34 protein-coding genes and 1 other annotated feature are annotated in these 26,063 nt (G+C 42.7%); all 34 genes read left to right on the top strand.

What is annotated here, in order from left to right:
• Window positions 1-129 precede the first annotated feature (129 nt).
• The 34 genes from rplK (at window position 130) to rplO (ending at window position 26,063) form a co-directional block, all read left to right on the top strand.
• Complete coding sequence (rplK, locus tag BLL41_RS20475) at window positions 130-555, top strand: 50S ribosomal protein L11 (RefSeq protein ID WP_003156430.1); 426 nt, start codon at window positions 130-132, stop codon at window positions 553-555.
• A 94-nt stretch (window positions 556-649) separates the two neighbouring features.
• Entirely contained in the window at window positions 650-1,348 is a 699-nt protein-coding gene (gene rplA / locus BLL41_RS20470; protein ID WP_071579234.1) for a 50S ribosomal protein L1, read from the top strand.
• 45 nt (window positions 1,349-1,393) lie between these two features.
• Window positions 1,394-1,534, top strand: a sequence feature (ribosomal protein L10 leader region).
• Between the two features lie 65 nt (window positions 1,535-1,599).
• Entirely contained in the window at window positions 1,600-2,100 is a 501-nt protein-coding gene (rplJ, locus tag BLL41_RS20465) for a 50S ribosomal protein L10 (protein ID WP_014662526.1), read from the top strand.
• Between the two features lie 46 nt (window positions 2,101-2,146).
• Window positions 2,147-2,518, top strand: a complete 372-nt coding sequence (rplL, locus tag BLL41_RS20460) for a 50S ribosomal protein L7/L12 (protein ID WP_003156436.1) — start codon at window positions 2,147-2,149, stop codon at window positions 2,516-2,518.
• An 89-nt stretch (window positions 2,519-2,607) separates the two neighbouring features.
• A complete protein-coding gene (locus tag BLL41_RS20455) occupies window positions 2,608-3,213 on the top strand; it encodes a class I SAM-dependent methyltransferase (RefSeq protein WP_071579233.1) in 606 nt (201 codons plus the stop codon).
• A 245-nt stretch (window positions 3,214-3,458) separates the two neighbouring features.
• Complete coding sequence (rpoB, locus tag BLL41_RS20450; RefSeq protein WP_071579232.1) at window positions 3,459-7,040, top strand: DNA-directed RNA polymerase subunit beta; 3,582 nt, start codon at window positions 3,459-3,461, stop codon at window positions 7,038-7,040.
• A gap of 61 nt (window positions 7,041-7,101) precedes the next feature.
• Entirely contained in the window at window positions 7,102-10,701 is a 3,600-nt protein-coding gene (rpoC, locus tag BLL41_RS20445; protein ID WP_004399688.1) for a DNA-directed RNA polymerase subunit beta', read from the top strand.
• A gap of 177 nt (window positions 10,702-10,878) precedes the next feature.
• A complete protein-coding gene (locus BLL41_RS20440; RefSeq protein ID WP_003242012.1) occupies window positions 10,879-11,127 on the top strand; it encodes a 50S ribosomal protein L7ae-like protein in 249 nt (82 codons plus the stop codon).
• 113 nt (window positions 11,128-11,240) lie between these two features.
• Window positions 11,241-11,657, top strand: coding sequence for a 30S ribosomal protein S12 (gene rpsL / locus BLL41_RS20435; protein WP_003225781.1), 417 nt, complete (start codon window positions 11,241-11,243; stop codon window positions 11,655-11,657).
• A gap of 41 nt (window positions 11,658-11,698) precedes the next feature.
• Window positions 11,699-12,169, top strand: a complete 471-nt coding sequence (rpsG, locus tag BLL41_RS20430) for a 30S ribosomal protein S7 (RefSeq protein ID WP_003225784.1) — start codon at window positions 11,699-11,701, stop codon at window positions 12,167-12,169.
• 53 nt (window positions 12,170-12,222) lie between these two features.
• Window positions 12,223-14,301, top strand: coding sequence for an elongation factor G (gene fusA / locus BLL41_RS20425; RefSeq protein ID WP_003235056.1), 2,079 nt, complete (start codon window positions 12,223-12,225; stop codon window positions 14,299-14,301).
• Window positions 14,302-14,420: 119 nt separating this feature from the next.
• On the top strand, window positions 14,421-15,611 hold the full coding sequence (gene tuf, locus BLL41_RS20420; protein ID WP_003235058.1) for an elongation factor Tu: 1,191 nt from the start codon (window positions 14,421-14,423) through the stop codon (window positions 15,609-15,611).
• A gap of 98 nt (window positions 15,612-15,709) precedes the next feature.
• The gene (locus BLL41_RS20415; RefSeq protein WP_071579231.1) at window positions 15,710-16,666 is read left to right on the top strand and encodes an alpha/beta fold hydrolase; all 957 of its coding nucleotides are present in this window, start codon (window positions 15,710-15,712) and stop codon (window positions 16,664-16,666) included.
• A 236-nt stretch (window positions 16,667-16,902) separates the two neighbouring features.
• A complete protein-coding gene (gene rpsJ, locus BLL41_RS20410) occupies window positions 16,903-17,211 on the top strand; it encodes a 30S ribosomal protein S10 (RefSeq protein WP_003156464.1) in 309 nt (102 codons plus the stop codon).
• 39 nt (window positions 17,212-17,250) lie between these two features.
• Window positions 17,251-17,880 (top strand): 50S ribosomal protein L3, encoded by a 630-nt coding sequence (rplC, locus tag BLL41_RS20405; RefSeq protein ID WP_004399671.1) that lies wholly within the window; start codon window positions 17,251-17,253, stop codon window positions 17,878-17,880.
• A 27-nt stretch (window positions 17,881-17,907) separates the two neighbouring features.
• Complete coding sequence (rplD, locus tag BLL41_RS20400) at window positions 17,908-18,531, top strand: 50S ribosomal protein L4 (RefSeq protein ID WP_004399658.1); 624 nt, start codon at window positions 17,908-17,910, stop codon at window positions 18,529-18,531.
• Entirely contained in the window at window positions 18,531-18,818 is a 288-nt protein-coding gene (gene rplW / locus BLL41_RS20395; protein ID WP_003156467.1) for a 50S ribosomal protein L23, read from the top strand. Before rplD ends, rplW begins: the two co-directional genes overlap by 1 nt.
• Before the next feature lie 31 nt (window positions 18,819-18,849).
• The gene (rplB, locus tag BLL41_RS20390; protein WP_003225795.1) at window positions 18,850-19,683 is read left to right on the top strand and encodes a 50S ribosomal protein L2; all 834 of its coding nucleotides are present in this window, start codon (window positions 18,850-18,852) and stop codon (window positions 19,681-19,683) included.
• Between the two features lie 57 nt (window positions 19,684-19,740).
• Window positions 19,741-20,019, top strand: coding sequence for a 30S ribosomal protein S19 (gene rpsS / locus BLL41_RS20385; protein WP_003156472.1), 279 nt, complete (start codon window positions 19,741-19,743; stop codon window positions 20,017-20,019).
• 16 nt (window positions 20,020-20,035) lie between these two features.
• Window positions 20,036-20,377, top strand: a complete 342-nt coding sequence (gene rplV / locus BLL41_RS20380; RefSeq protein WP_003156475.1) for a 50S ribosomal protein L22 — start codon at window positions 20,036-20,038, stop codon at window positions 20,375-20,377.
• A 3-nt stretch (window positions 20,378-20,380) separates the two neighbouring features.
• Complete coding sequence (gene rpsC, locus BLL41_RS20375) at window positions 20,381-21,037, top strand: 30S ribosomal protein S3 (RefSeq protein WP_003242001.1); 657 nt, start codon at window positions 20,381-20,383, stop codon at window positions 21,035-21,037.
• Between the two features lies 1 nt (window position 21,038).
• Entirely contained in the window at window positions 21,039-21,473 is a 435-nt protein-coding gene (rplP, locus tag BLL41_RS20370) for a 50S ribosomal protein L16 (RefSeq protein ID WP_003225801.1), read from the top strand.
• The gene (gene rpmC / locus BLL41_RS20365) at window positions 21,463-21,663 is read left to right on the top strand and encodes a 50S ribosomal protein L29 (protein ID WP_003156482.1); all 201 of its coding nucleotides are present in this window, start codon (window positions 21,463-21,465) and stop codon (window positions 21,661-21,663) included. Before rplP ends, rpmC begins: the two co-directional genes overlap by 11 nt.
• 22 nt (window positions 21,664-21,685) lie before the next feature.
• Complete coding sequence (rpsQ, locus tag BLL41_RS20360) at window positions 21,686-21,949, top strand: 30S ribosomal protein S17 (protein ID WP_003225804.1); 264 nt, start codon at window positions 21,686-21,688, stop codon at window positions 21,947-21,949.
• A gap of 40 nt (window positions 21,950-21,989) precedes the next feature.
• The gene (gene rplN, locus BLL41_RS20355) at window positions 21,990-22,358 is read left to right on the top strand and encodes a 50S ribosomal protein L14 (protein ID WP_003225805.1); all 369 of its coding nucleotides are present in this window, start codon (window positions 21,990-21,992) and stop codon (window positions 22,356-22,358) included.
• A 36-nt stretch (window positions 22,359-22,394) separates the two neighbouring features.
• Window positions 22,395-22,706, top strand: coding sequence for a 50S ribosomal protein L24 (gene rplX, locus BLL41_RS20350; RefSeq protein ID WP_003156486.1), 312 nt, complete (start codon window positions 22,395-22,397; stop codon window positions 22,704-22,706).
• A gap of 26 nt (window positions 22,707-22,732) precedes the next feature.
• Complete coding sequence (rplE, locus tag BLL41_RS20345) at window positions 22,733-23,272, top strand: 50S ribosomal protein L5 (RefSeq protein ID WP_003225809.1); 540 nt, start codon at window positions 22,733-22,735, stop codon at window positions 23,270-23,272.
• Between the two features lie 22 nt (window positions 23,273-23,294).
• The gene (rpsN, locus tag BLL41_RS20340; protein WP_003156488.1) at window positions 23,295-23,480 is read left to right on the top strand and encodes a 30S ribosomal protein S14; all 186 of its coding nucleotides are present in this window, start codon (window positions 23,295-23,297) and stop codon (window positions 23,478-23,480) included.
• 31 nt (window positions 23,481-23,511) lie between these two features.
• The gene (gene rpsH / locus BLL41_RS20335; RefSeq protein WP_003241998.1) at window positions 23,512-23,910 is read left to right on the top strand and encodes a 30S ribosomal protein S8; all 399 of its coding nucleotides are present in this window, start codon (window positions 23,512-23,514) and stop codon (window positions 23,908-23,910) included.
• A 29-nt stretch (window positions 23,911-23,939) separates the two neighbouring features.
• Window positions 23,940-24,479, top strand: coding sequence for a 50S ribosomal protein L6 (gene rplF, locus BLL41_RS20330; protein WP_004399690.1), 540 nt, complete (start codon window positions 23,940-23,942; stop codon window positions 24,477-24,479).
• 32 nt (window positions 24,480-24,511) lie between these two features.
• Entirely contained in the window at window positions 24,512-24,874 is a 363-nt protein-coding gene (gene rplR / locus BLL41_RS20325) for a 50S ribosomal protein L18 (protein WP_071579230.1), read from the top strand.
• Between the two features lie 24 nt (window positions 24,875-24,898).
• Window positions 24,899-25,399 (top strand): 30S ribosomal protein S5, encoded by a 501-nt coding sequence (rpsE, locus tag BLL41_RS20320; protein ID WP_003328273.1) that lies wholly within the window; start codon window positions 24,899-24,901, stop codon window positions 25,397-25,399.
• A gap of 13 nt (window positions 25,400-25,412) precedes the next feature.
• A complete protein-coding gene (gene rpmD / locus BLL41_RS20315) occupies window positions 25,413-25,592 on the top strand; it encodes a 50S ribosomal protein L30 (protein ID WP_003156497.1) in 180 nt (59 codons plus the stop codon).
• Window positions 25,593-25,622: 30 nt separating this feature from the next.
• On the top strand, window positions 25,623-26,063 hold the full coding sequence (rplO, locus tag BLL41_RS20310; RefSeq protein WP_003225819.1) for a 50S ribosomal protein L15: 441 nt from the start codon (window positions 25,623-25,625) through the stop codon (window positions 26,061-26,063).

Below are 26,063 nucleotides of genomic sequence, written 5' to 3'. Positions count from 1 at the left end.
ATAGCAAAGGTACGTCTTGGACTTATCCAAGGCAACTAGCATGATATTTCGTCATTCATATAAAGAATGAAACCTTGAGTGGGAGGGTTTACCCTATTACCACATCACGGACTTAAGGAGGTGTGTCTCGTGGCTAAAAAAGTAGTAAAAGTTGTAAAATTGCAAATTCCTGCTGGAAAAGCTAACCCAGCACCACCAGTTGGACCTGCACTTGGTCAAGCCGGTGTTAACATCATGGGATTCTGTAAGGAGTTTAACGCTCGTACAGCTGACCAAGCTGGTTTAATCATTCCTGTTGAAATTTCGGTTTACGAAGACCGTTCATTTACATTTATTACAAAAACTCCACCTGCTGCAGTATTGCTTAAAAAAGCAGCTGGAATTGAGTCTGGTTCTGGTGAACCAAACCGTAATAAAGTGGCAACCGTTAAGCGCGATAAAGTACGCGAAATCGCTGAAACGAAAATGCCTGACTTAAACGCAGCAGACGTTGAAGCGGCAATGCGCATGGTTGAAGGTACTGCCCGCAGTATGGGTATTGTAATCGAGGATTAATTTGTTTCTTGTCGGGTTGCGAGTTTTAACAAGTTCGCAACCCTTATTCGTGGGAGGTTATTCCGCTATAACCACATAAGGAGGAAATTTTAAAATGGCTAAAAAAGGTAAAAAGTACGTTGAAGCTGCTAAGCTTGTAGACCGTTCTAAAGCTTACGACGTTTCTGAAGCAGTAGCTCTCGTTAAAAAAACAAATACAGCTAAATTCGACGCTACAGTTGAAGTGGCTTTCCGTTTAGGGGTTGACCCTCGTAAAAATGACCAGCAAATCCGCGGAGCAGTTGTGCTTCCAAACGGAACTGGTAAAACTCAGCGCGTTCTCGTTTTCGCAAAAGGCGAAAAAGCGAAAGAAGCTGAAGCTGCTGGTGCAGATTTCGTAGGCGATACTGACTACATCAACAAAATTCAACAAGGCTGGTTCGATTTCGATGTAATCGTAGCTACACCTGACATGATGGGTGAAGTTGGTAAAATCGGTCGCGTACTTGGACCAAAAGGTTTAATGCCAAACCCTAAAACTGGTACAGTTACTTTCGAAGTTGAAAAAGCTATCGGCGAAATCAAAGCTGGTAAAGTTGAATACCGCGTTGATAAAGCTGGAAACATTCATGTTCCTATCGGTAAAGTTTCTTTCGAGGATGAAAAACTTGTTGAGAACTTCACAACAATGTACGATACAATCCTGAAAGCTAAACCTGCTGCAGCTAAAGGCGTTTACGTGAAAAATGTTGCTGTAACTTCTACTATGGGACCTGGTGTCAAAGTAGACGCTTCAACTTTTAACGTAAAATAATATTGACATGACATCAACATTCTGATATGATTCAAAATGTTGTAAAATAGAATATCATTTATACCGTAGACAGTAGGGGCCTAACCGCTTAATCATCCTACCGAGGTGTATATTATCACAGCTATTACGTTACGTATGCTTGTATATACAGCCTCCATGTCTCATGGAGGCTTTTTATATGGAATCCGTCGTCTCAGTCGTGATCACCTAACGGTATAAGTGTTACACAAGAATCTACAGGAGGTGTAACCATGAGCAGCGCAATTGAAACTAAAAAAGTTGTTGTTGAAGAGATTGCTTCTAAACTGAAAGAAAGTAAATCAACGATCATCGTTGACTATCGCGGACTTAACGTTTCTGAAGTAACTGAACTTCGTAAACAGCTTCGCGAAGCTAACGTTGAGTTCAAAGTTTACAAAAATACGATGACTCGCCGTGCGGTTGAACAAGCTGAACTTAATGGTTTGAATGATTTCTTAACTGGACCGAACGCGATCGCATTCAGCACTGAAGATGTTGTCGCTCCGGCTAAAGTTCTGAATGACTTCGCTAAAAATCACGAAGCTCTTGAAATCAAAGCTGGCGTTATCGAAGGTAAAGTTTCTACTGTTGAAGAAGTGAAAGCTCTTGCTGAACTTCCATCACGCGAAGGCTTGCTTTCTATGTTGCTTAGCGTACTTCAAGCTCCAGTTCGCAACTTTGCTCTTGCTGCAAAAGCTGTGGCAGAACAAAAGGAAGAACAAGGCGCTTAATCTAATCAGTTTTTCATAAATTAAAACAAAAATGGAGGAATTACAAATGGCTTTAAATATCGAAGAAATCATTGCTTCCGTTAAAGAAGCAACTGTACTTGAATTGAACGACCTAGTAAAAGCAATTGAAGAAGAATTTGGCGTAACTGCTGCTGCTCCTGTAGCTGTAGCTGGCGGAGCTGCTGCAGGCGGAGCTGCTGAAGAGCAAAGCGAATTCGACCTTATCCTTGCTGGTGCAGGATCTCAAAAAATCAAAGTTATCAAAGTTGTACGTGAAATCACTGGTCTTGGCTTGAAAGAAGCTAAAGAACTTGTTGACAACACTCCAAAACCACTTAAAGAAGGTATTGCTAAAGAAGAAGCTGAAGAGCTTAAAGCTAAACTTGAAGAAGTTGGCGCTTCTGTAGAAGTTAAGTAATCTTCACTTACCTGGAGGGGAAGCTCGCTTTTATGAGGCGAGCTTTTTCTTTGCCATTCTTTAAGCCATGAAAAAAGGAGGTTCTAATAATGAGTGAGCACTATTATTCAGAAAAACCTTCAGTAAAAAGCAACAAGCAAACCTGGTCTTTTAGGCTTCGGAATAAAGATTTCACGTTTACCAGCGACAGCGGGGTTTTTTCTAAAAAAGAAGTTGATTTCGGCTCCCGCCTGCTGATTGATTCTTTTGAAGAGCCTGAGGTTGAGGGCAGCTTTCTGGATGTAGGCTGCGGGTACGGCCCGATTGGTTTATCGTTGGCCAGCGACTTTAAAGACCGGACTATCCACATGATTGACGTTAATGAGAGAGCCGTAGAACTATCAAATGAAAATGCGGAACATAACGGAATAACAAACGTTAAGATTTATCAAAGCGATTTGTTTTCAAACGTTGATTCTGCTCAAACATTTGCTTCTATTCTTACAAATCCCCCAATCCGAGCCGGAAAAAAAGTTGTCCATGCTATCTTTGAGAAAAGCGCTGAACACTTAAAAGCTTCAGGTGAGTTGTGGATCGTCATACAGAAAAAGCAAGGCGCGCCTTCTGCCATTGAAAAACTCGGGGAACTGTTCGATGAAGTTTCCGTCGTTCAAAAAAAGAAAGGCTATTATATCATAAAAGCAAAAAAAATTTGACTCGGTATTTTAACTATGTTAATATTGTAAAATGCCAATGTATATATTTTGCTTGATATGATGAATTGTCAATATCTATGTATAAATTATACAAGTATGGAAATGCTAATAAAATCGGTATTTGTTTTTGGATGTGGTTTTCTTAATTAGAAACCCTTTTTTCTTTTGTCTTGTAAAAGTATTTTCTTTCTTTGGAAGAAATGCTTATTACACATATAATACGCATGATTTGAGGGGTGAATCAGTTGACAGGTCAACTAGTTCAGTATGGACGACACCGCCAGCGCAGAAGCTATGCTCGCATTAGCGAAGTGTTAGAATTACCAAATCTCATTGAAATTCAAACCTCTTCTTATCAGTGGTTTCTTGATGAGGGTCTTAGAGAGATGTTTCAAGACATATCACCAATTGAGGATTTCACTGGTAACCTCTCTCTTGAGTTCATTGATTATAGTTTAGGTGAGCCTAAATATCCTGTAGAGGAATCAAAAGAACGTGATGTGACTTACTCAGCTCCGCTAAGAGTGAAGGTTCGTTTAATTAACAAAGAAACTGGAGAGGTAAAAGACCAAGATGTCTTCATGGGTGATTTCCCTATTATGACAGACACAGGTACTTTTATCATTAACGGTGCGGAACGCGTTATCGTTTCCCAGCTTGTTCGGTCTCCAAGTGTATATTTCAGTGGTAAAGTAGACAAGAACGGTAAAAAAGGTTTTACCGCAACTGTCATTCCAAACCGTGGCGCATGGTTAGAATACGAAACTGATGCGAAAGATGTTGTTTATGTCCGCATTGATCGCACACGTAAGTTGCCGGTTACGGTTCTTTTGCGTGCTCTCGGCTTCGGCTCCGATCAAGAGATTCTTGATCTTATAGGAGAAAACGAATACCTGAGAAATACGCTTGATAAAGATAACACAGAAAACAGCGACAAAGCGTTGCTTGAAATTTACGAGCGTCTCCGTCCTGGAGAGCCGCCTACAGTAGAAAATGCGAAAAGCTTGCTTGATTCTCGTTTCTTTGATCCGAAACGATACGATCTTGCCAATGTAGGACGCTATAAAATTAATAAAAAACTTCATATTAAGAATCGCCTCTTCAATCAGAGACTTGCTGAAACGCTCGTTGATCCTGAAACAGGAGAAATCCTTGCTGAAAAAGGTCAGATTCTTGATAGAAGAACACTTGATAAAGTACTGCCATACTTAGAAAACGGAATCGGTTTCAGAAAGCTGTATCCGAATGGCGGTGTTGTTGAAGATGAAGTGACTCTTCAATCCATTAAAATCTTTGCTCCGACTGATCAAGAAGGAGAACAGGTTATTAATGTAATCGGGAATGCTTACATCGAAGAAGAGATTAAAAACATCACGCCTGCTGATATTATTTCTTCAATCAGCTACTTCTTCAACCTGCTGCACGGAGTAGGCGACACAGATGATATCGATCATCTTGGAAACCGCCGTTTACGTTCTGTAGGCGAGCTTCTCCAGAACCAATTCCGTATCGGTTTAAGCCGTATGGAGCGTGTGGTTCGTGAGAGAATGTCAATTCAAGATACGAATACAATTACGCCTCAGCAGCTGATCAATATTCGTCCTGTTATTGCATCCATTAAAGAGTTCTTTGGAAGCTCTCAGCTTTCTCAATTCATGGATCAGACGAACCCGCTTGCTGAATTAACGCACAAGCGCCGTCTGTCAGCATTAGGACCGGGCGGATTGACACGTGAGCGTGCCGGAATGGAAGTACGTGACGTTCACTACTCCCACTATGGCCGTATGTGTCCGATTGAAACGCCTGAGGGCCCGAACATCGGTTTGATCAACTCACTATCATCTTATGCAAAAGTAAACCGTTTTGGCTTTATTGAAACGCCATATCGCCGCGTTGACCCTGAAACAGGGAAGGTAACGGGCAGAATCGATTACTTAACTGCTGATGAAGAGGATAACTATGTTGTCGCTCAAGCGAACGCTCGCCTCGATGACGAAGGCGCCTTTATTGATGACAGCATCGTAGCTCGTTTCCGCGGGGAGAACACCGTTGTTTCCAGAAACCGTGTAGACTACATGGATGTATCGCCTAAGCAGGTTGTATCTGCTGCGACAGCATGTATCCCGTTCTTAGAAAACGATGACTCCAACCGTGCCCTCATGGGAGCGAACATGCAGCGTCAGGCTGTGCCTTTGATGCAGCCAGAAGCGCCATTTGTTGGAACTGGTATGGAATACGTATCAGGAAAAGACTCTGGTGCCGCTGTTATTTGTAAACACCCTGGTATCGTTGAACGCGTAGAAGCGAAAAACGTTTGGGTTCGCCGTTATGAAGAAGTGGACGGTCAAAAAGTAAAAGGAAACCTGGATAAATACAGCCTGCTGAAATTTGTCCGCTCTAACCAAGGTACGTGCTACAACCAGCGTCCGATCGTAAGTGTCGGCGATGAAGTGGTAAAAGGAGAAATCCTTGCTGACGGTCCTTCTATGGAGCTTGGTGAACTTGCACTTGGCCGTAACGTAATGGTCGGCTTCATGACATGGGATGGCTACAACTATGAGGATGCCATCATCATGAGTGAACGCCTTGTGAAAGATGATGTTTATACATCTATCCACATTGAAGAATACGAATCAGAAGCACGTGATACGAAACTTGGACCTGAAGAAATCACTCGCGATATTCCAAACGTCGGTGAAGATGCGCTTCGCAATCTTGATGACCGCGGAATCATCCGTATCGGGGCAGAAGTAAAAGACGGAGATCTTCTTGTTGGTAAAGTAACGCCTAAAGGCGTAACTGAACTGACTGCAGAAGAACGCCTGCTTCACGCCATCTTTGGCGAGAAAGCCCGCGAGGTTCGTGATACTTCTCTTCGTGTGCCTCACGGCGGCGGAGGAATTATCCATGACGTTAAAGTCTTCAACCGTGAAGACGGAGACGAACTTCCTCCAGGTGTTAACCAGTTAGTCCGCGTATATATCGTTCAGAAACGTAAGATTTCTGAAGGGGATAAAATGGCCGGTCGTCACGGTAACAAAGGTGTTATCTCTAAGATTCTTCCTGAAGAGGATATGCCTTACCTTCCTGACGGCACACCAATTGATATCATGCTTAACCCGCTAGGCGTACCATCACGTATGAACATCGGGCAGGTATTAGAACTTCATATGGGTATGGCCGCTCGTTACCTCGGCATTCACATTGCATCTCCTGTATTTGACGGAGCGCGTGAAGAGGATGTCTGGGAAACACTTGAAGAAGCCGGCATGTCTCGTGACGCCAAAACAGTGCTTTACGACGGACGTACTGGAGAGCCGTTTGATAACCGCGTATCTGTCGGTATCATGTACATGATCAAACTGGCTCACATGGTTGACGATAAACTTCATGCACGCTCCACAGGTCCTTACTCACTTGTTACGCAGCAGCCTCTTGGCGGTAAAGCTCAATTTGGCGGACAGCGTTTCGGTGAGATGGAAGTTTGGGCACTTGAAGCTTACGGTGCGGCTTACACTCTTCAAGAAATTCTGACTGTTAAGTCTGATGACGTGGTTGGACGTGTGAAAACATACGAAGCCATCGTTAAAGGCGACAATGTTCCTGAACCAGGTGTTCCGGAATCATTCAAAGTATTAATCAAAGAACTTCAAAGCTTAGGTATGGATGTTAAAATCCTTTCCAGCGATGAAGAAGAAATAGAAATGAGAGATTTAGAAGACGAAGAAGATGCAAAACAAGCTGACGGCCTGGCATTATCAGGTGATGAAGAGCCGGAAGAAACAGCATCTGCAGACGTTGAACGTGATGTAGTAACAAAAGAATAATCTCTAGTTATAAAGGCAAGTGACATCGGTTAATCCGAAGATAAAAAGGGAGGTAGGCCCCTTGCTAGATGTGAACAATTTTGAGTATATGAACATCGGTCTTGCTTCACCGGATAAAATCCGTTCATGGTCTTTTGGTGAAGTGAAAAAGCCTGAAACGATAAACTATCGTACGTTAAAACCTGAAAAGGACGGTCTATTCTGCGAACGCATTTTCGGACCGACTAAGGACTGGGAATGTCATTGCGGGAAGTACAAGCGAGTTCGTTATAAAGGCGTAGTTTGTGACCGTTGCGGAGTCGAAGTAACACGGGCTAAAGTCCGTCGTGAGAGAATGGGGCACATTGAACTGGCTGCCCCAGTTTCTCACATTTGGTATTTCAAAGGTATTCCAAGCCGTATGGGTCTTGTGCTGGATATGTCACCTCGTGCTTTAGAAGAAGTTATTTACTTTGCTTCTTACGTTGTAACTGACCCGGCAAATACACCGCTTGAAAAGAAACAGCTTCTGTCTGAGAAAGAATACCGTGCTTATCTTGATAAATACGGTAATAAATTCCAAGCGTCTATGGGTGCTGAAGCAATTCATAAACTTCTTCAAGATATTGATCTTGTAAAAGAAGTTGATATGTTAAAAGAAGAGCTGAAAACTTCACAAGGACAACGCCGTACTCGTGCGATCAAACGTCTTGAAGTTTTAGAAGCCTTCCGTAACTCAGGAAACAAGCCTTCTTGGATGATCCTTGATGTGCTTCCTGTTATTCCTCCGGAGCTTAGACCGATGGTTCAGCTAGATGGCGGACGTTTTGCGACTTCTGATTTGAACGATCTTTATCGTCGTGTCATCAACCGTAACAATCGTTTGAAACGCCTTTTGGACCTTGGTGCGCCTAGCATCATCGTTCAAAACGAAAAGCGTATGCTTCAAGAGGCTGTCGATGCCTTAATTGACAACGGCCGCCGCGGACGCCCTGTAACAGGTCCTGGTAACAGACCGTTAAAATCTCTTTCTCACATGCTGAAAGGGAAGCAAGGCCGTTTCCGTCAAAACCTTCTTGGTAAACGTGTTGATTACTCCGGACGTTCTGTAATCGTTGTTGGTCCTCATTTGAAAATGTACCAATGCGGATTACCGAAGGAAATGGCGCTTGAACTCTTCAAGCCTTTCGTTATGAAAGAACTTGTTGAAAAGGGTCTTGCACACAACATTAAGAGTGCGAAACGCAAAATTGAGCGCGTACAGCCTGAAGTTTGGGATGTATTAGAATCAGTAATTAAGGAGCACCCAGTACTGCTGAACCGTGCCCCTACACTTCACAGATTAGGTATTCAGGCGTTTGAACCAACGCTTGTTGAAGGACGCGCAATCCGCCTTCACCCGCTCGTATGTACAGCTTACAACGCTGACTTTGATGGTGACCAAATGGCGGTTCACGTACCATTATCTGCAGAAGCACAAGCTGAAGCACGCATCTTGATGCTTGCTGCTCAAAACATCTTGAACCCTAAAGATGGTAAACCGGTTGTAACACCGTCTCAGGATATGGTACTTGGTAACTATTACCTGACACTTGAGCGTGCCGGTGCTGTCGGTGAAGGTATGGTTTTCAAGAATACAGACGAAGCGCTTCTTGCTTATCAAAACGGATATGTTCACCTTCATACGAGAGTAGCTGTTGCAGCTAACTCCCTTAAGAATGTGACATTTACCGAAGAACAGCGCTCAAAATTGTTAATTACAACTGTCGGTAAGCTTGTCTTCAATGAAATTCTTCCGGAATCATTCCCTTATATGAATGAACCAACGAAGAGCAACATTGAAGAGAAAACACCTGACCGTTTCTTCTTGGAAAAAGGTGCTGACGTTAAAGCTGTCATCGCACAGCAGCCAATTAATGCACCGTTCAAAAAAGGTATTCTGGGTAAAATCATCGCGGAAATCTTTAAACGATTCCATATCACGGAAACGTCTAAAATGCTTGACCGCATGAAAAACCTGGGTTTCAAATATTCAACAAAAGCTGGTATTACAGTTGGGGTTTCTGACATCGTCGTACTCGATGATAAACAAGAAATTCTTGAAGAAGCGCAAAGCAAAGTTGACAACGTTATGAAGCAGTTCCGCCGCGGTCTTATCACTGAAGAAGAACGTTATGAGAGAGTCATCTCTATCTGGAGTGCTGCAAAAGACGTTATCCAAGGCAAACTGATGAAATCACTTGATGAACTCAACCCGATCTACATGATGAGTGACTCTGGTGCCCGTGGTAACGCATCTAACTTTACGCAGCTTGCCGGAATGCGCGGCCTGATGGCCAACCCGGCTGGACGTATCATTGAGTTGCCGATCAAATCAAGTTTCCGTGAAGGTCTGACAGTATTGGAGTACTTTATCTCCACACACGGTGCGCGTAAAGGTCTTGCCGATACAGCTCTTAAAACTGCTGACTCAGGTTACCTTACACGCCGTCTCGTTGACGTTGCGCAGGATGTTATCATTCGTGAAACTGATTGCGGAACTGACCGAGGCATTCTTGCTAAGCCTCTTAAAGAAGGAACCGAAACAATTGAGCGCTTAGAAGAACGCTTAATCGGACGTTTTGCACGAAAACAAGTGAAGCACCCTGAAACAGGTGAAGTGCTTGTGAATGAAAACGAACTGATCGATGAAGATAAGGCGCTGGAGATTGTCGAAGCCGGCATTGAAGAAGTGTGGATCCGTTCTGCCTTCACATGTAATACGCCTCATGGTGTATGTAAACGATGCTATGGCAGAAATCTTGCAACTGGCTCCGATGTTGAAGTCGGTGAAGCTGTCGGAATCATTGCTGCCCAATCAATCGGTGAGCCTGGTACACAGTTAACAATGCGTACATTCCATACAGGCGGGGTTGCCGGAGATGATATCACACAGGGTCTTCCGCGTATCCAAGAGCTTTTCGAAGCGCGTAATCCGAAAGGTCAGGCAACAATTACAGAAATCGACGGTACAGTCGTTGAGATCAATGAAGTTCGTGATAAGCAACAGGAAATTGTGGTTCAAGGCGCAGTGGAAACACGTTCTTATACGGCACCTTACAACTCCCGCCTGAAAGTAGCGGAAGGAGATAAAATTACTCGAGGCCAAGTGCTTACAGAAGGTTCAATCGATCCGAAAGAACTTCTTAAAGTGACTGACCTGACGACTGTTCAAGAGTATCTTCTCCATGAGGTTCAAAAGGTTTACCGTATGCAGGGTGTTGAAATCGGTGATAAACACGTAGAAGTAATGGTTCGCCAGATGCTTCGCAAAGTACGCGTAATTGATGCCGGTGACACTGATGTGCTTCCAGGTACATTGCTTGATATTCACCAATTTACTGAAGCGAACAAAAAGGTATTGCTTGAAGGCAATCGCCCTGCTACAGGCCGTCCTGTCTTACTCGGTATTACAAAAGCATCTCTTGAGACTGACTCATTCTTATCTGCTGCTTCCTTCCAGGAAACAACGCGTGTCCTTACAGATGCAGCGATCAAAGGTAAGCGTGATGAGCTTCTCGGCTTGAAAGAGAATGTTATCATCGGTAAGCTTGTTCCAGCTGGTACAGGTATGATGAAATACCGTAAAGTAAAACCAGTATCAAATGTTCAGCCGACTGACGATATGGTTCCGGTTGAATAACTGATTCCATTCTGCTGAAAGACTGCAAAACAGTCTTTCAGCAGATATATTTATTAAAAAGTCACTCTATGAGAAGATAGAAACTAAAAAATGTCATACCTTGTTGACATTCGTCTCCTAGAATGATAATATAACCAAGGTGCTCGAAATAAACCTGTTACTTTGGAGGATATGTTTATGTCTTATGATAAAGTATCACAGGCCAAATCAATTATTATTGGTACGAAGCAAACAGTGAAAGCTCTAAAGCGAGGTTCAGTAAAGGAAGTAGTCGTTGCAAAGGACGCAGATCCGATACTCACGTCAAGTGTTGTTTCACTTGCGGAAGATCAAGGTATCTCTGTCTTAATGGTTGAATCCATGAAAAAGCTCGGCAAAGCCTGCGGAATTGAGGTAGGAGCAGCCGCTGTTGCCATTATTTTATAACGTACTTTTGTTTTTGCGTAAGATTCCATCTTGTGTAAAGACATTGTTTTTTGCCTTTTGATGAACCACCTGGGTATGTGGGTTATAAAACGTAATGAAGGGAGGAAAATATCATGCCTACAATTAATCAGCTAATTCGCAAAGGACGCGTGAGTAAAGTAGAAAACTCAAAGTCTCCTGCACTTAACAAAGGATACAACAGCTTTAAAAAAGAGCACACTAACGTATCTTCTCCACAAAAACGCGGGGTATGTACTCGTGTTGGTACAATGACACCGAAAAAACCGAACTCAGCACTTCGTAAATATGCTCGTGTTCGTTTGACTAACGGAATCGAGGTTACTGCTTACATTCCTGGTATCGGTCACAACCTGCAAGAGCACAGTGTTGTACTTATCCGCGGTGGACGTGTAAAAGACTTACCAGGGGTACGTTACCACATCGTTCGTGGTGCGCTTGATACTGCTGGAGTTGAAAACCGTGCACAAGGCCGTTCTAAATACGGTACGAAAAAACCTAAAGCAAAATAATAAACGAAAATACGCATAATTGATGAAGGGAGGATATTCAGATGCCACGTAAAGGTCCTGTAGCAAAAAGAGATGTTTTACCTGATCCGATTTACAACTCTAAGCTTGTATCTCGTCTAATCAACAAAATGATGATCGATGGTAAAAAAGGTAAGTCTCAAACAATCCTATACAAGTCATTCGATATCATTAAAGAACGTACTGGCAATGATGCAATGGAGGTTTTCGAACAAGCATTGAAAAACATCATGCCTGTACTTGAAGTAAAAGCACGCCGTGTAGGTGGTGCGAACTACCAAGTTCCTGTAGAAGTTCGTCCTGAACGTCGTACGACTCTTGGACTTCGCTGGTTAGTTAACTACGCTCGTCTTCGCGGAGAAAAAACGATGGAAGAGCGTTTAGCTAACGAAATCCTTGACGCAGCTAACAACACTGGTGCTGCTGTTAAGAAACGTGAAGACACTCATAAGATGGCTGAAGCAAACAAAGCATTTGCTCACTATCGCTGGTAGGATTTATAGATTAACAAAACACAATTTCCTAATAAGGAAGGAGAAATTACCCAATGGCAAGAGAGTTCTCCTTAGAAAAAACTCGTAATATCGGTATCATGGCTCACATCGATGCCGGTAAAACGACTACTACAGAACGTATCTTGTTCTATACTGGTCGTATCCACAAAATTGGTGAAACTCATGAAGGAGCTTCACAAATGGACTGGATGGAGCAGGAACAAGAACGTGGTATCACAATCACTTCCGCTGCGACAACTGCACAGTGGAAAGGATACCGCGTAAACATCATCGATACTCCAGGACACGTAGACTTCACAGTTGAAGTTGAACGTTCTCTTCGTGTACTTGATGGTGCTGTTGCTGTACTTGACGCGCAATCAGGCGTTGAGCCTCAAACAGAAACTGTTTGGCGTCAGGCAACAACTTATGGAGTACCACGTATCGTTTTTGTTAACAAAATGGACAAAATCGGTGCAGACTTCCTATACTCTGTAGGAACTTTAAGAGACCGTCTTCAAGCAAACGCTCATGCAATCCAATTGCCGATCGGTGCTGAAGATAACTTCGAAGGCATCATCGACCTTGTAGAGAACGTTGCGTATTTCTACGAAGATGACCTCGGAACTCGTTCTGATGCAAAAGAAATCCCTGAAGAGTACAAAGAGCAAGCTGAAGAGCTTCGCAACAGCCTTATTGAAGCTGTATGTGAGCTTGATGAAGAGCTTATGGATAAATACCTTGAGGGTGAAGAAATCACAATTGACGAGTTAAAAGCAGGAATCCGTAAAGGTACATTAAATGTTGAATTCTACCCTGTTCTTGTTGGTTCTGCCTTCAAAAACAAAGGTGTTCAACTCGTACTTGATGCTGTTCTTGACTACCTTCCTGCACCAACTGACGTTGCTGCAATCAAAGGTACACGTCCTGATACAAATGAAGAGATTGAGCGTCATTCTTCTGATGAAGAGCCATTCTCTGCATTAGCATTTAAAGTTATGACTGACCCTTACGTTGGTAAGTTGACGTTCTTCCGTGTGTACTCTGGAACACTTGATTCCGGTTCATACGTGAAAAACTCTACTAAAGGCAAACGTGAGCGTGTTGGACGTATTCTTCAAATGCACGCTAACAGCCGTGAAGAAATCTCTACTGTATACGCAGGGGATATCGCAGCTGCTGTAGGTCTAAAAGATACAACTACTGGAGATACTCTATGTGATGAGAAGGATCTTGTTATCCTTGAGTCAATGGAATTCCCAGAACCAGTTATCGACGTTGCTATTGAGCCTAAATCAAAAGCTGACCAAGATAAAATGGGTATCGCTTTAGCGAAACTTGCTGAAGAAGATCCTACATTCCGTACTCAAACAAACCCAGAAACTGGCCAAACGATCATCTCTGGTATGGGTGAACTTCACCTTGACATCATTGTTGACCGTATGAAACGCGAATTTAAAGTAGAAGCCAATGTTGGTGCTCCTCAGGTTGCGTACCGTGAAACATTCCGTACCGGTGCAAAAGTTGAAGGTAAATTCGTACGTCAGTCTGGTGGACGCGGTCAGTTCGGACACGTTTGGATCGAATTCGAACCAAACGAAGAAGGCGCTGGCTTTGAATTTGAAAATGCGATTGTCGGTGGGGTCGTTCCTCGTGAATACATCCCAGCTGTTCAAGCAGGTCTGGAAGATGCACTTGAAAATGGTGTACTAGCAGGCTTCCCGCTTATCGACATTAAAGCTAAACTTTTCGACGGTTCTTACCATGATGTTGACTCAAACGAAATGGCATTTAAAGTTGCTGCTTCTATGGCATTGAAAAATGCAGTCAGCAAATGTAACCCAGTTCTTCTTGAACCAATCATGAAAGTAGAAGTGGTTATTCCAGAAGAATACATGGGAGATATCATGGGTGATATCACTTCACGTCGCGGACGCGTAGAAGGTATGGAAGCACGCGGTAACGCTCAAGTTGTTCGCGCTATGGTTCCTCTTGCTGAAATGTTCGGTTACGCTACTGCACTTCGTTCTAATACGCAAGGTCGCGGTACGTTCACTATGCACATGGATCACTACGAAGAAGTGCCGAAGAGCGTTGCAGAAGAAATTATCAAAAAAAATAAAGGCGAATAATTGATTTTGCCGCTTAACTCAAGTATAACTACTATTGTAAGATGAGGAAGTGAAAGCTTTCTTTCACTTCCTATCACTCTATACATTACTAATTAAAAGCTCTTAAGGAGGATTTTAGAATGGCTAAAGAAAAATTCGACCGTTCCAAATCACATGCCAATATTGGTACAATTGGACACGTTGACCATGGTAAAACAACTTTAACTGCTGCTATCACAACAGTACTTCATAAGAAATCTGGTAAAGGTACAGCTATGGCGTACGATCAAATTGATGGTGCTCCAGAAGAACGTGAGCGCGGTATCACAATCTCTACTGCACACGTTGAGTACGAAACTGAAACTCGTCACTATGCACACGTTGACTGCCCAGGACACGCTGACTATGTTAAAAACATGATCACTGGTGCTGCGCAAATGGACGGAGCTATCCTTGTAGTATCTGCTGCTGATGGCCCAATGCCACAAACTCGTGAGCACATCCTTCTTTCTAAAAACGTTGGTGTACCATACATCGTTGTATTCTTAAACAAATGCGACATGGTAGACGACGAAGAGCTTCTTGAACTAGTTGAAATGGAAGTTCGCGATCTTCTTAGCGAATACGACTTCCCTGGTGATGATGTACCAGTTGTTAAAGGTTCTGCTCTTAAAGCTCTTGAAGGAGACGCTGAGTGGGAAGCTAAAATCTTCGAACTTATGGATGCGGTTGATGAGTACATCCCAACTCCAGAGCGCGACACTGAAAAACCATTCATGATGCCAGTTGAGGACGTATTCTCAATCACTGGTCGTGGTACAGTTGCTACTGGCCGTGTAGAACGTGGACAAGTTAAAGTCGGTGACGAAGTTGAAATCATCGGTCTTCAAGAAGAGAACAAGAAAACAACTGTTACAGGTGTTGAAATGTTCCGTAAGCTTCTTGACTACGCTGAAGCTGGTGACAACATTGGTGCCCTTCTTCGCGGTGTATCTCGTGAAGAAATCCAACGTGGTCAAGTACTTGCTAAACCAGGTACAATCACTCCACACAGCAAATTCAAAGCTGAAGTTTACGTTCTTTCTAAAGAAGAGGGTGGACGTCATACTCCATTCTTCTCTAACTACCGTCCTCAGTTCTACTTCCGTACAACTGACGTAACTGGTATCATCCATCTTCCAGAAGGCGTAGAAATGGTTATGCCTGGAGATAACACTGAAATGAACGTTGAACTTATCTCTACAATCGCTATCGAAGAAGGAACTCGTTTCTCTATTCGTGAAGGCGGACGTACTGTTGGTTCAGGCGTTGTTTCTACAATCACTGAGTAATAGTATGCTTTTAAACGAGACCCCTGCGGGTCTCGTTTTTTGTTTGCTTATCTTTTTCTTGTATAATAGGATCTATCATATTCGAGGGGCTACTATCTATGATTCCTGAAAAGAGATCAATCGCAGTCATGAAAGAACTGAGTATTGAAAATACAAAGCAAATGCTGATGATAAATGGAGCTGATGTTGAAAATCCATTGCTGCTTTTTTTACATGGGGGGCCGGGAACGCCGCAAATCGGATACATTAGACATTATCAAAAAGAGTTGGAACAGTATTTCACTGTAGTTCATTGGGATCAGAGAGGATCAGGGCTTTCATATTCTAAACGAATTTCGCAACACTCCATGACAATAAATCACTTCATTAAAGATACAATCCATGTCACTCAATGGCTCTTAGCGCACTTTTCAAAAACAAAACTATATCTGGCTGGTCATTCTTGGGGGTCAATGTTGGCGCTTCATGTAGTGCAGCAGTGCCCGGATTTGTTTTACGCTTATTATGGAATCAGTCAGGTTGTTAGCCCTCACGATGAAGAATCAACTGCTTATCAACATATTCGTGATATTTCTGAAACAAAGAAAGCCAGCATATTATCTTTGCTCACACGTTTCATTGGGGCTCCGCCTTGGAAGCAGGATATCCAGCATCTTATCTATCGGTTTTGTGTTGAGATAAGCAGAGGAGGATTCACTCGCCTACATCGGCAATCTCTTGCTGTTTTATTTCAAATGCTTACTGGTAATGAGTATGGTGTGCGAAACATTCATAGCTTCCTCAATGGACTGCGCTTCAGCAAAAAACATTTATCTGATGAGTTGTATCGGTTTAATGCATTTAGATCTGTTCCTTCTATTAAAGTACCGTGTGTTTTCATTTCAGGGAAACATGACTTAATTGTTCCCGCTGAAATATCAAAACAGTATTATCAAGAACTTGTGGCGCCCGAAAAGCGCTGGGTTCAATTTGAGAATTCAGCTCATACCCCGCATATTGAGGAGCCGTCATTATTCGCTAGTACACTAAGTCGTCATGCACGGCACCATTTATGATAGGTCCTTGATAAATAAGAAAAACCCCTGTATAATAAAAAAAGTGTGCAAACCATGCATATTTTAAATAAGTCTTGCAACATACGCCTATTTTCTGTATAATGGTGTATGTTGGTCTTTGACTGCGATGAAGTGAGAGGTTGCTGACACACCCGGCCGCTTTGCCATGGCAAGGTGTTCAGGTTTTTCTCACGGAGAACTGTCTAACGTGATGTAGGCGAAAAGGAGGGAAAATAATGGCAAAACAAAAAATTCGTATTCGTTTGAAAGCATATGATCATAGAATCCTTGATCAATCTGCAGAGAAGATTGTTGAAACGGCAAAACGTTCTGGTGCCAGCGTATCTGGTCCGATTCCGTTGCCAACTGAAAAATCAGTTTACACAATCCTTCGTGCGGTGCACAAATACAAAGATTCTCGTGAGCAATTTGAAATGCGTACACATAAACGTTTAATCGACATTGTGAACCCAACACCACAAACTGTTGATGCTCTTATGCGATTAGACTTACCATCTGGTGTCGATATCGAAATTAAACTTTAATTCTAAAATATAGAATGATCTTAATAGGAGGTGTGACGAATGACCAAAGGAATCTTAGGAAGAAAAATTGGTATGACGCAAGTATTCGCTGAGAACGGTGATCTTATTCCGGTAACTGTTATCGAGGCTGCTCCAAACGTTGTTCTTCAAAAGAAAACAGCTGAAAACGACGGTTACGAAGCAATCCAGCTTGGTTTTGACGACAAGCGTGAAAAGCTTTCTAACAAACCTGAAAAAGGGCACGTTGCAAAAGCGGAAACTGCTCCTAAGCGCTTCGTTAAAGAATTACGCGGAGTGGAAATGGATGCGTATGAAGTTGGTCAGGAAGTCAAGGTTGAAATTTTCTCTGCTGGAGAAATCGTAGATGTAACAGGAGTATCTAAAGGTAAAGGTTTCCAAGGTGCGATCAAGCGCCACGGACAATCTCGCGGACCTATGTCTCACGGTTCACGCTACCACCGTCGTCCTGGTTCAATGGGACCTGTAGATCCTAACCGTGTATTCAAAGGTAAATTATTACCTGGACGTATGGGCGGAGAGCAAATCACTGTTCAAAACCTTGAAATCGTAAAAGTTGATGCAGAGCGCAATCTTCTTTTGATCAAAGGTAACGTACCTGGTGCGAAGAAATCTTTAATCACTGTTAAAAGTGCTGTTAAATCTAAATAACTCTCTTAGGAAAGGAGGAAATTGATCATGCCAAAAGTAGCATTATACAACCAAAACGGTTCTACTGCTGGTGACATCGAATTAAATGCTTCTGTATTTGGTATCGAACCAAATGAGAGTGTTGTATTCGACGCTATTCTTATGCAAAGAGCTTCCTTACGTCAAGGAACTCACAAAGTAAAAAATCGTTCTGAAGTACGCGGCGGAGGTCGTAAACCATGGCGTCAAAAAGGTACAGGACGTGCCCGTCAAGGTTCAATCCGTTCACCGCAATGGCGCGGAGGTGGTGTCGTATTCGGCCCAACACCACGCAGCTATTCTTATAAATTACCTAAAAAAGTTCGCCGCTTGGCAATCAAATCAGTATTGTCTTCTAAAGTGATCGACAACAACATCATCGTTCTTGAAGATCTTACTCTTGATACGGCTAAAACAAAAGAAATGGCAGCTATCCTTAAAGGATTATCTGTTGAGAAAAAAGCTTTAATCGTAACTGCGGATGCAAACGAAGCAGTAGCTTTATCTGCTCGTAACATTCCTGGAGTTACTGTTGTTGAAGCTAACGGAATCAACGTTTTAGACGTTGTCAACCACGAGAAGCTTCTGATTACAAAAGCAGCGGTTGAAAAAGTAGAGGAGGTGCTTGCATAATGAAAGATCCTCGTGATGTTCTAAAGCGCCCCGTCATTACTGAACGTTCTGCTGATTTAATGACTGAAAAGAAATATACTTTTGAAGTTGATGTAAGAGCTAACAAAACAGAAGTGAAAGACGCGGTTGAAAGCATCTTTGGAGTGAAAGTTGACAAAGTCAACATCATGAACTACAAAGGTAAATCAAAACGTGTTGGACGCTACACTGGTATGACTAGCCGTCGCAGAAAAGCGATCGTAAAACTTACTGCAGACAGCAAAGAAATCGAAATTTTTGAAGCTTAATTATCTGTAAAAAGAAGGAGGGAAATTCAAAATGGCGATTAAAAAGTATAAACCGACCTCTAATGGACGTCGTGGCATGACAACTTCAGATTTTGCTGAAATCACGACTGACAAGCCGGAAAAATCCTTGCTTGCTCCCCTTCACAAAAAAGGCGGACGTAACAACCAAGGTAAATTGACTGTACGTCACCAAGGTGGCGGACATAAACGCCAATACCGTGTTATCGACTTCAAACGCGATAAAGATGGTATACCTGGACGCGTTGCTACAGTTGAATACGATCCAAACCGTTCAGCTAACATCGCTCTAATCAACTATGCAGACGGAGAAAAACGTTACATTCTTGCTCCTAAAGGAATTCAAGTGGGTACTGAAATCATGTCAGGTCCTGAAGCTGACATTAAAGTAGGTAATGCACTTCCACTTATCAACATCCCTGTTGGTACAGTTGTGCATAACATTGAATTAAAACCTGGTAAAGGCGGACAGCTTGTACGTTCAGCTGGTACATCTGCTCAGGTTCTTGGTAAAGAAGGTAAATACGTTCTTGTACGTCTTAACTCTGGTGAAGTTCGCATGATCCTTTCTGCTTGCCGTGCTTCTATCGGTCAAGTAGGTAACGAACAGCACGAACTTATCAACATTGGTAAAGCTGGACGTTCTCGCTGGAAAGGCATCCGTCCTACAGTTCGTGGTTCTGTAATGAACCCTAACGATCACCCACACGGTGGTGGTGAAGGACGTGCGCCAATCGGACGCAAATCACCAATGTCTCCATGGGGTAAACCAACTCTTGGATTCAAGACTCGTAAGAAAAAGAACAAATCCGATAAATTTATCGTACGTCGTCGTAAAAATAAATAACGGGGTTGTCTACGGTTCTTTTCGGACCGTAGTGCAATCACGAAGGGAGGTTCCAAAATGGCTCGCAGCTTGAAAAAAGGACCATTTGTCGATGGACACTTGATGACTAAAATCGAGAAATTAAATGAAACAGACAAGAAACAAGTCGTAAAAACTTGGTCTCGTCGTTCTACTATTTTCCCACAGTTTATTGGTCACACAATCGCAGTCTATGACGGACGTAAACACGTGCCTGTATTCATCTCTGAAGATATGGTAGGGCACAAGTTGGGTGAATTCGCTCCAACACGTACGTACAAAGGTCATGCTAGTGATGACAAAAAAACAAGACGCTAAGAGAGGAGGCTTTTAAATGCAAGCTAAAGCTGTTGCAAGAACAGTCCGTATTGCTCCTCGTAAAGCACGTCTAGTAATGGACCTGATTCGAGGCAAGCAAGTAGGTGAGGCAGTATCAATCTTGAACCTTACACCAAGAGCTGCTTCTCCAATTATCGAGAAAGTATTAAAATCCGCTATTGCAAATGCTGAGCATAACTATGAAATGGACGCTAACAACCTGGTTATTTCTCAAGCATTCGTTGACGAAGGCCCTACGTTAAAAAGATTCCGCCCACGTGCTATGGGACGTGCGAGCCAAATCAACAAACGTACGAGCCACATTACAATCGTTGTATCAGAAAAGAAGGAGGGATAAGTAGTGGGTCAAAAGGTAAATCCAGTCGGTCTTCGTATCGGAGTCATTCGTGATTGGGAATCTAAGTGGTACGCTGGTAAAGATTACGCTGACTTCCTGCACGAAGATTTAAAAATTCGTGAATACATTAGCAAACGCCTTTCTGACGCTTCTGTTTCTAAAGTAGAAATCGAGCGTGCAGCAAACCGCGTTAACATTACGATCCACACAGCTAAGCCTGGTATGGTTATCGGTAAAGGCGGTTCTGAAGTTGAAGCACTTCGCAAAGCCCTTAACAGCCTTACTGGCAAGCGTGTACACATTAACATTCTTGAAATCAAAAGAGCAGATCTTGATGCACAGCTAGTTGCTGACAACATCGCTCGTCAATTAGAAAACCGTGTTTCTTTCCGCCGTGCGCAGAAACAACAAATCCAACGTACTATGCGTGCTGGAGCACAAGGTGTGAAAACAATGGTTTCTGGTCGTCTTGGCGGTGCAGATATCGCTCGTTCTGAATACTACAGTGAAGGAACTGTTCCATTGCACACATTACGTGCGGACATTGACTATGCAACATCTGAAGCTGACACTACTTACGGTAAGCTTGGTGTGAAAGTCTGGATCTATCGTGGAGAGGTTCTTCCTACTAAGAAGAAAACTGAGGAAGGAGGAAAATAATATGTTATTACCAAAACGCGTTAAATATCGCAGAGAGCATCGCGGAAAAATGCGTGGCCGTGCGAAAGGCGGTACTGAAGTACATTTCGGTGAATTCGGTATCCAAGCTCTTGAAGCTTCTTGGATTACTAACCGTCAAATCGAAGCTGCACGTATTGCGATGACTCGTTACATGAAACGTGGCGGTAAAGTTTGGATCAAAATTTTCCCTTCTAAACCTTACACTGCTAAACCACTTGAGGTACGTATGGGATCCGGTAAAGGGGCTCCAGAAGGTTGGGTAGCTGTTGTAAAACCGGGCAAAGTTTTATTTGAAATTTCTGGTGTGTCTGAAGAGGTTGCTCGTGAAGCGCTTCGTCTTGCATCTCACAAATTGCCAATTAAAACGAAGTTCGTAAAACGTGAAGAAATTGGTGGTGAATCAAATGAAAGCTAATGAAATTCGTGACCTTACCACTGCTGAAATTGAACAAAAAGTAAAGTCTCTTAAAGAAGAACTTTTCAATCTTCGCTTTCAATTAGCGACAGGACAACTTGAAAATACTGCTCGCATTCGTGAAGTGCGCAAAGCTATCGCGCGCATGAAAACTGTGATTCGTGAAAGAGAAATTGCTGCTAATAAATAATCACTGAGGGGAGGTCGTGAGCATGAGCGAACGTAACCAACGCAAGGTTTACCAAGGCCGTGTTGTTTCTGACAAAATGGATAAAACCATCACTGTTGTTGTTGAAACATACAAAAAACATACACTTTACGGTAAACGCGTAAAATACTCAAAAAAATTCAAAGCACATGATGAAAATAATCAAGCTAAAATCGGTGACATCGTTAAGATCATGGAAACTCGTCCATTGTCTGCAACTAAGCGTTTCCGTCTAGTTGAAGTTGTCGAAGAAGCTGTTATTATCTAATAAAGTTCGGAATTCTTTTTCCGAAGGGAGGTAACAAATAATGATTCAACAAGAGACTCGTTTAAAAGTAGCTGACAACTCTGGCGCACGTGAAGTACTTACTATTAAAGTTCTTGGTGGTTCTGGACGTAAAACAGCTAACATTGGTGATGTAATTGTTTGCACGGTTAAACAAGCAACACCAGGAGGCGTTGTCAAAAAAGGTGAAGTCGTAAAAGCTGTTATCGTTCGCACTAAAAGCGGAGCGCGCAGAAGTGACGGTTCATACATCAGCTTCGATGAGAATGCATGTGTTATCATCCGTGACGACAAGAGCCCACGCGGAACTCGTATCTTCGGACCAGTTGCTCGTGAATTGCGTGAAAACAACTTTATGAAAATTGTTTCTCTAGCTCCAGAAGTTATCTAATGAAATAAATGCCTTACTCAAGGAGGTGCGATCAGGATGCATGTAAAAAAAGGCGATAAAGTTATGGTTATCTCTGGTAAAGATAAAGGCAAACAAGGAACAATCCTTGCTGCTTTCCCTAAAAAGGACCGCGTTTTAGTTGAAGGTGTTAACATGGTAAAGAAACACTCTAAACCAACTCAAGCTAACCCTCAAGGCGGTATTTCTAATCAAGAGGCGCCAATTCATGTATCAAACGTTATGCCGCTCGATCCTAAAACAGGTGAAGTGACTCGCGTAGGATACAAAGTGGAAGATGGCAAAAAAGTTCGTGTAGCAAAAAAATCTGGGCAAGTTCTAGATAAATAGTATTAAAAGGAAGGGAGGTCTATCTCATGAACCGCCTTAAAGAAAAGTACAATAAAGAAATTGCACCTGCTTTAATGACTAAGTTCAACTATGATTCAGTCATGCAAGTGCCTAAAATCGAAAAAATCGTAATCAACATGGGTGTTGGTGACGCTGTTCAAAACGCAAAAGCAATCGACAGTGCTGTTGAAGAATTAACGTTTATCGCAGGTCAAAAACCTGTCGTTACTCGTGCGAAGAAATCAATTGCTGGATTCCGTCTTCGTGAGGGAATGCCTATCGGTGCGAAAGTAACTCTTCGCGGAGAGCGCATGTATGATTTCCTTGATAAACTTATTTCTGTATCTTTACCGCGTGTACGTGACTTCCGCGGGGTTTCTAAAAAATCTTTCGACGGTCGCGGTAACTACACACTTGGTATCAAAGAACAGTTAATCTTCCCTGAAATTGACTACGATAAAGTAACAAAGGTTCGAGGAATGGACATCGTTATCGTAACAACTGCTAATACTGACGAAGAAGCTCGTGAGCTATTAACTCAAGTAGGTATGCCGTTCCAGAAATAATCAATGAAAGGGAGGCGAAATCGTGGCTAAAAAGTCTATGATTGCGAAACAACAACGTACACCAAAGTTTAAAGTACAAGAGTACACACGCTGTGAACGCTGCGGACGTCCGCATTCAGTCATTCGTAAATTTAAACTTTGCCGTATTTGTTTCCGTGAGCTTGCATATAAAGGACAAATTCCTGGCGTGAAAAAAGCCAGCTGGTAATCCCCAAGAAAGGGAAGGAGGTAATTATATAATGGTTATGACAGATCCAATTGCAGATATGCTAACTCGTATTCGCAATGCAAACATGGTACGTCATGAGAAGCTTGAAATTCCTGCTTCTAAATTGAAAAGAGAAATTGCTGAAATTTTAAAGCGTGAAGGTTTCATTCGTGACGTTGAGTTCGTAGAAGACAGCAAACAAGGTATCATCCGCGTTTTCTTGAAATACGGACAAAACAACGAGCGCGTTATCACTGGTCTTAAAAGAATCAGCAAGCCTGGTTTGCGTGTTTATGCTAAATCTAATGAAGTACCTCGCGTACTTAACGGTCTTGGAATCGCGATTATTTCTACATCACAAGGTGTTTTAACGGACAAAGAAGCCCGTGCAAAACAAGCTGGTGGAGAAGTTCTAGCATACGTTTGGTAAGAAGTTTAACATGAATGGAGGTGTTTGGTATGTCTCGTGTAGGTAAGAAGCTACTTGAGATTCCTTCTGATGTTACAGTAACGTTAAATGATAACAACACTGTAGCTGTGAAAGGACCAAAAGGAGAATTAACTCGTACGTTTCACCCTGATATGGAGATTAAAGTAGAGGACAATGTGCTTACAGTCGCTCGTCCTTCTGATCAAAAAGAGCACCGTGCCCTGCATGGTACGACTCGCAGTCTGCTTGGCAACATGGTTGAGGGTGTATCTAAAGGATTTGAAAGAGGTTTGGAATTAGTCGGTGTCGGTTACCGTGCTTCTAAATCCGGAAATAAACTTGTTTTAAACGTTGGATACTCTCATCCTGTTGAGATCGTTCCTGAAGAAGGCATCGAAATCGAAGTTCCTTCTCAAACTAAAGTAGTTGTAAAAGGTACAGACAAAGAACGCGTAGGAGCTATTGCTGCTAACATCCGCGCTGTACGTTCTCCAGAGCCTTACAAGGGTAAAGGAATCCGCTACGAAGGTGAAGTTGTTCGCCGTAAAGAAGGTAAATCTGCTAAGTAAGATCGCTTAAAGTGAAGAAAGGAGTGACCTAGATGATTACGAAAACTAGCAAAAATGCTGCTCGTCTTAAAAGACACGCTCGTGTTCGCGCTAAACTTTCCGGAACTGCTGAAAGACCGCGTCTGAACGTTTTCCGTTCTAACAAGCACATTTACGCTCAAATCATCGATGATGTAAATGGTGTAACACTTGCTAGTGCATCTACTCTCGATAAAGACTTGAACGTTGAAAGCACTGGAGATACTACTGCTGCTACTAAAGTTGGAGAATTAGTTGCAAAACGCGCTGCTGAAAAAGGCATTTCTGACGTAGTATTTGACCGTGGCGGATACTTATACCATGGACGTGTAAAAGCTTTGGCTGATGCTGCTCGTGAAGCTGGACTTAAATTTTAATAAAAGAAGGAGGGACACATGATTATGCGTCGTATTGACCCAAGCAAATTAGAGTTAGAAGAACGCTTAGTTACGGTTAACCGCGTAGCGAAAGTTGTTAAAGGTGGTCGTCGTTTCCGCTTCGCAGCTCTAGTCGTTGTCGGTGACAAAAACGGACACGTAGGATTCGGTACTGGTAAAGCACAAGAAGTACCAGAAGCGATCCGCAAAGCTGTTGAAGATGCGAAAAAGAATTTGATTGAAGTACCAATGGTTGGAACTACAATTCCACACGAAATCATCGGACGTTTCGGTGCAGGTAACATCTTGTTAAAACCTGCTTCTGAAGGTACTGGAGTTATCGCTGGAGGCCCTGTACGTGCGGTACTTGAGCTAGCTGGTGTAGCTGATATCCTTTCTAAGTCTTTAGGTTCTAACACACCGATCAACATGATTCGTGCAACACTTCAAGGTTTAAGTGAACTTAAACGCGCTGAAGACGTTGCGAAGCTTCGTGGAAAATCTGTAGAAGAACTGTTAGGATAAGGAGGGAACATTAATGGCTAAATTAGAAATTACCCTCAAACGAAGTGTAATCGGTCGCCCGGAAGACCAACGCGTTACTGTAAGAACACTTGGTTTAAAGAAAACAAACCAAACTGTTGTTCATGAAGACAACGCTGCGATCCGTGGCATGATTAATAAAGTATCTCATTTAGTTTCTGTTAAAGAACAATAAAAATATTTGATCGGATAAGGAGGTGTCCTAATGAAACTTCATGAATTAAAACCTTCAGAAGGTTCACGCAAAACGCGTAATCGCGTAGGTCGTGGTATTGGTTCTGGCAACGGTAAAACAGCTGGTAAAGGTCACAAAGGTCAAAACGCTCGTTCTGGCGGCGGTGTACGCCCTGGATTCGAGGGGGGACAAATGCCTTTATTCCAACGTCTTCCTAAACGCGGTTTCACTAACATCAACCGCAAGGAATACGCTGTAGTCAACCTAGACAAATTGAACGGTTTTGCAGAAGGAACGGAAGTCACTCCTGAACTTCTTCTAGAGACTGGTGTTATTAGCAAACTTAATGCAGGAGTAAAGATTCTTGGCAACGGTAAATTAGAGAAAAAATTAACTGTAAAAGCCAATAAATTCTCTGCTTCTGCGAAAGAAGCTGTTGAAGCTGCTGGCGGTACAGCTGAGGTGATCTAA

This window comes from Bacillus sp. FMQ74 (genome assembly GCF_001875785.1).
GTDB classification, from domain to species: domain Bacteria; phylum Bacillota; class Bacilli; order Bacillales; family Bacillaceae; genus Bacillus; species Bacillus stercoris.
Note: the sequence above shows the minus strand (reverse complement) of the source record. Positions and strands in the feature narration are given on the sequence as shown.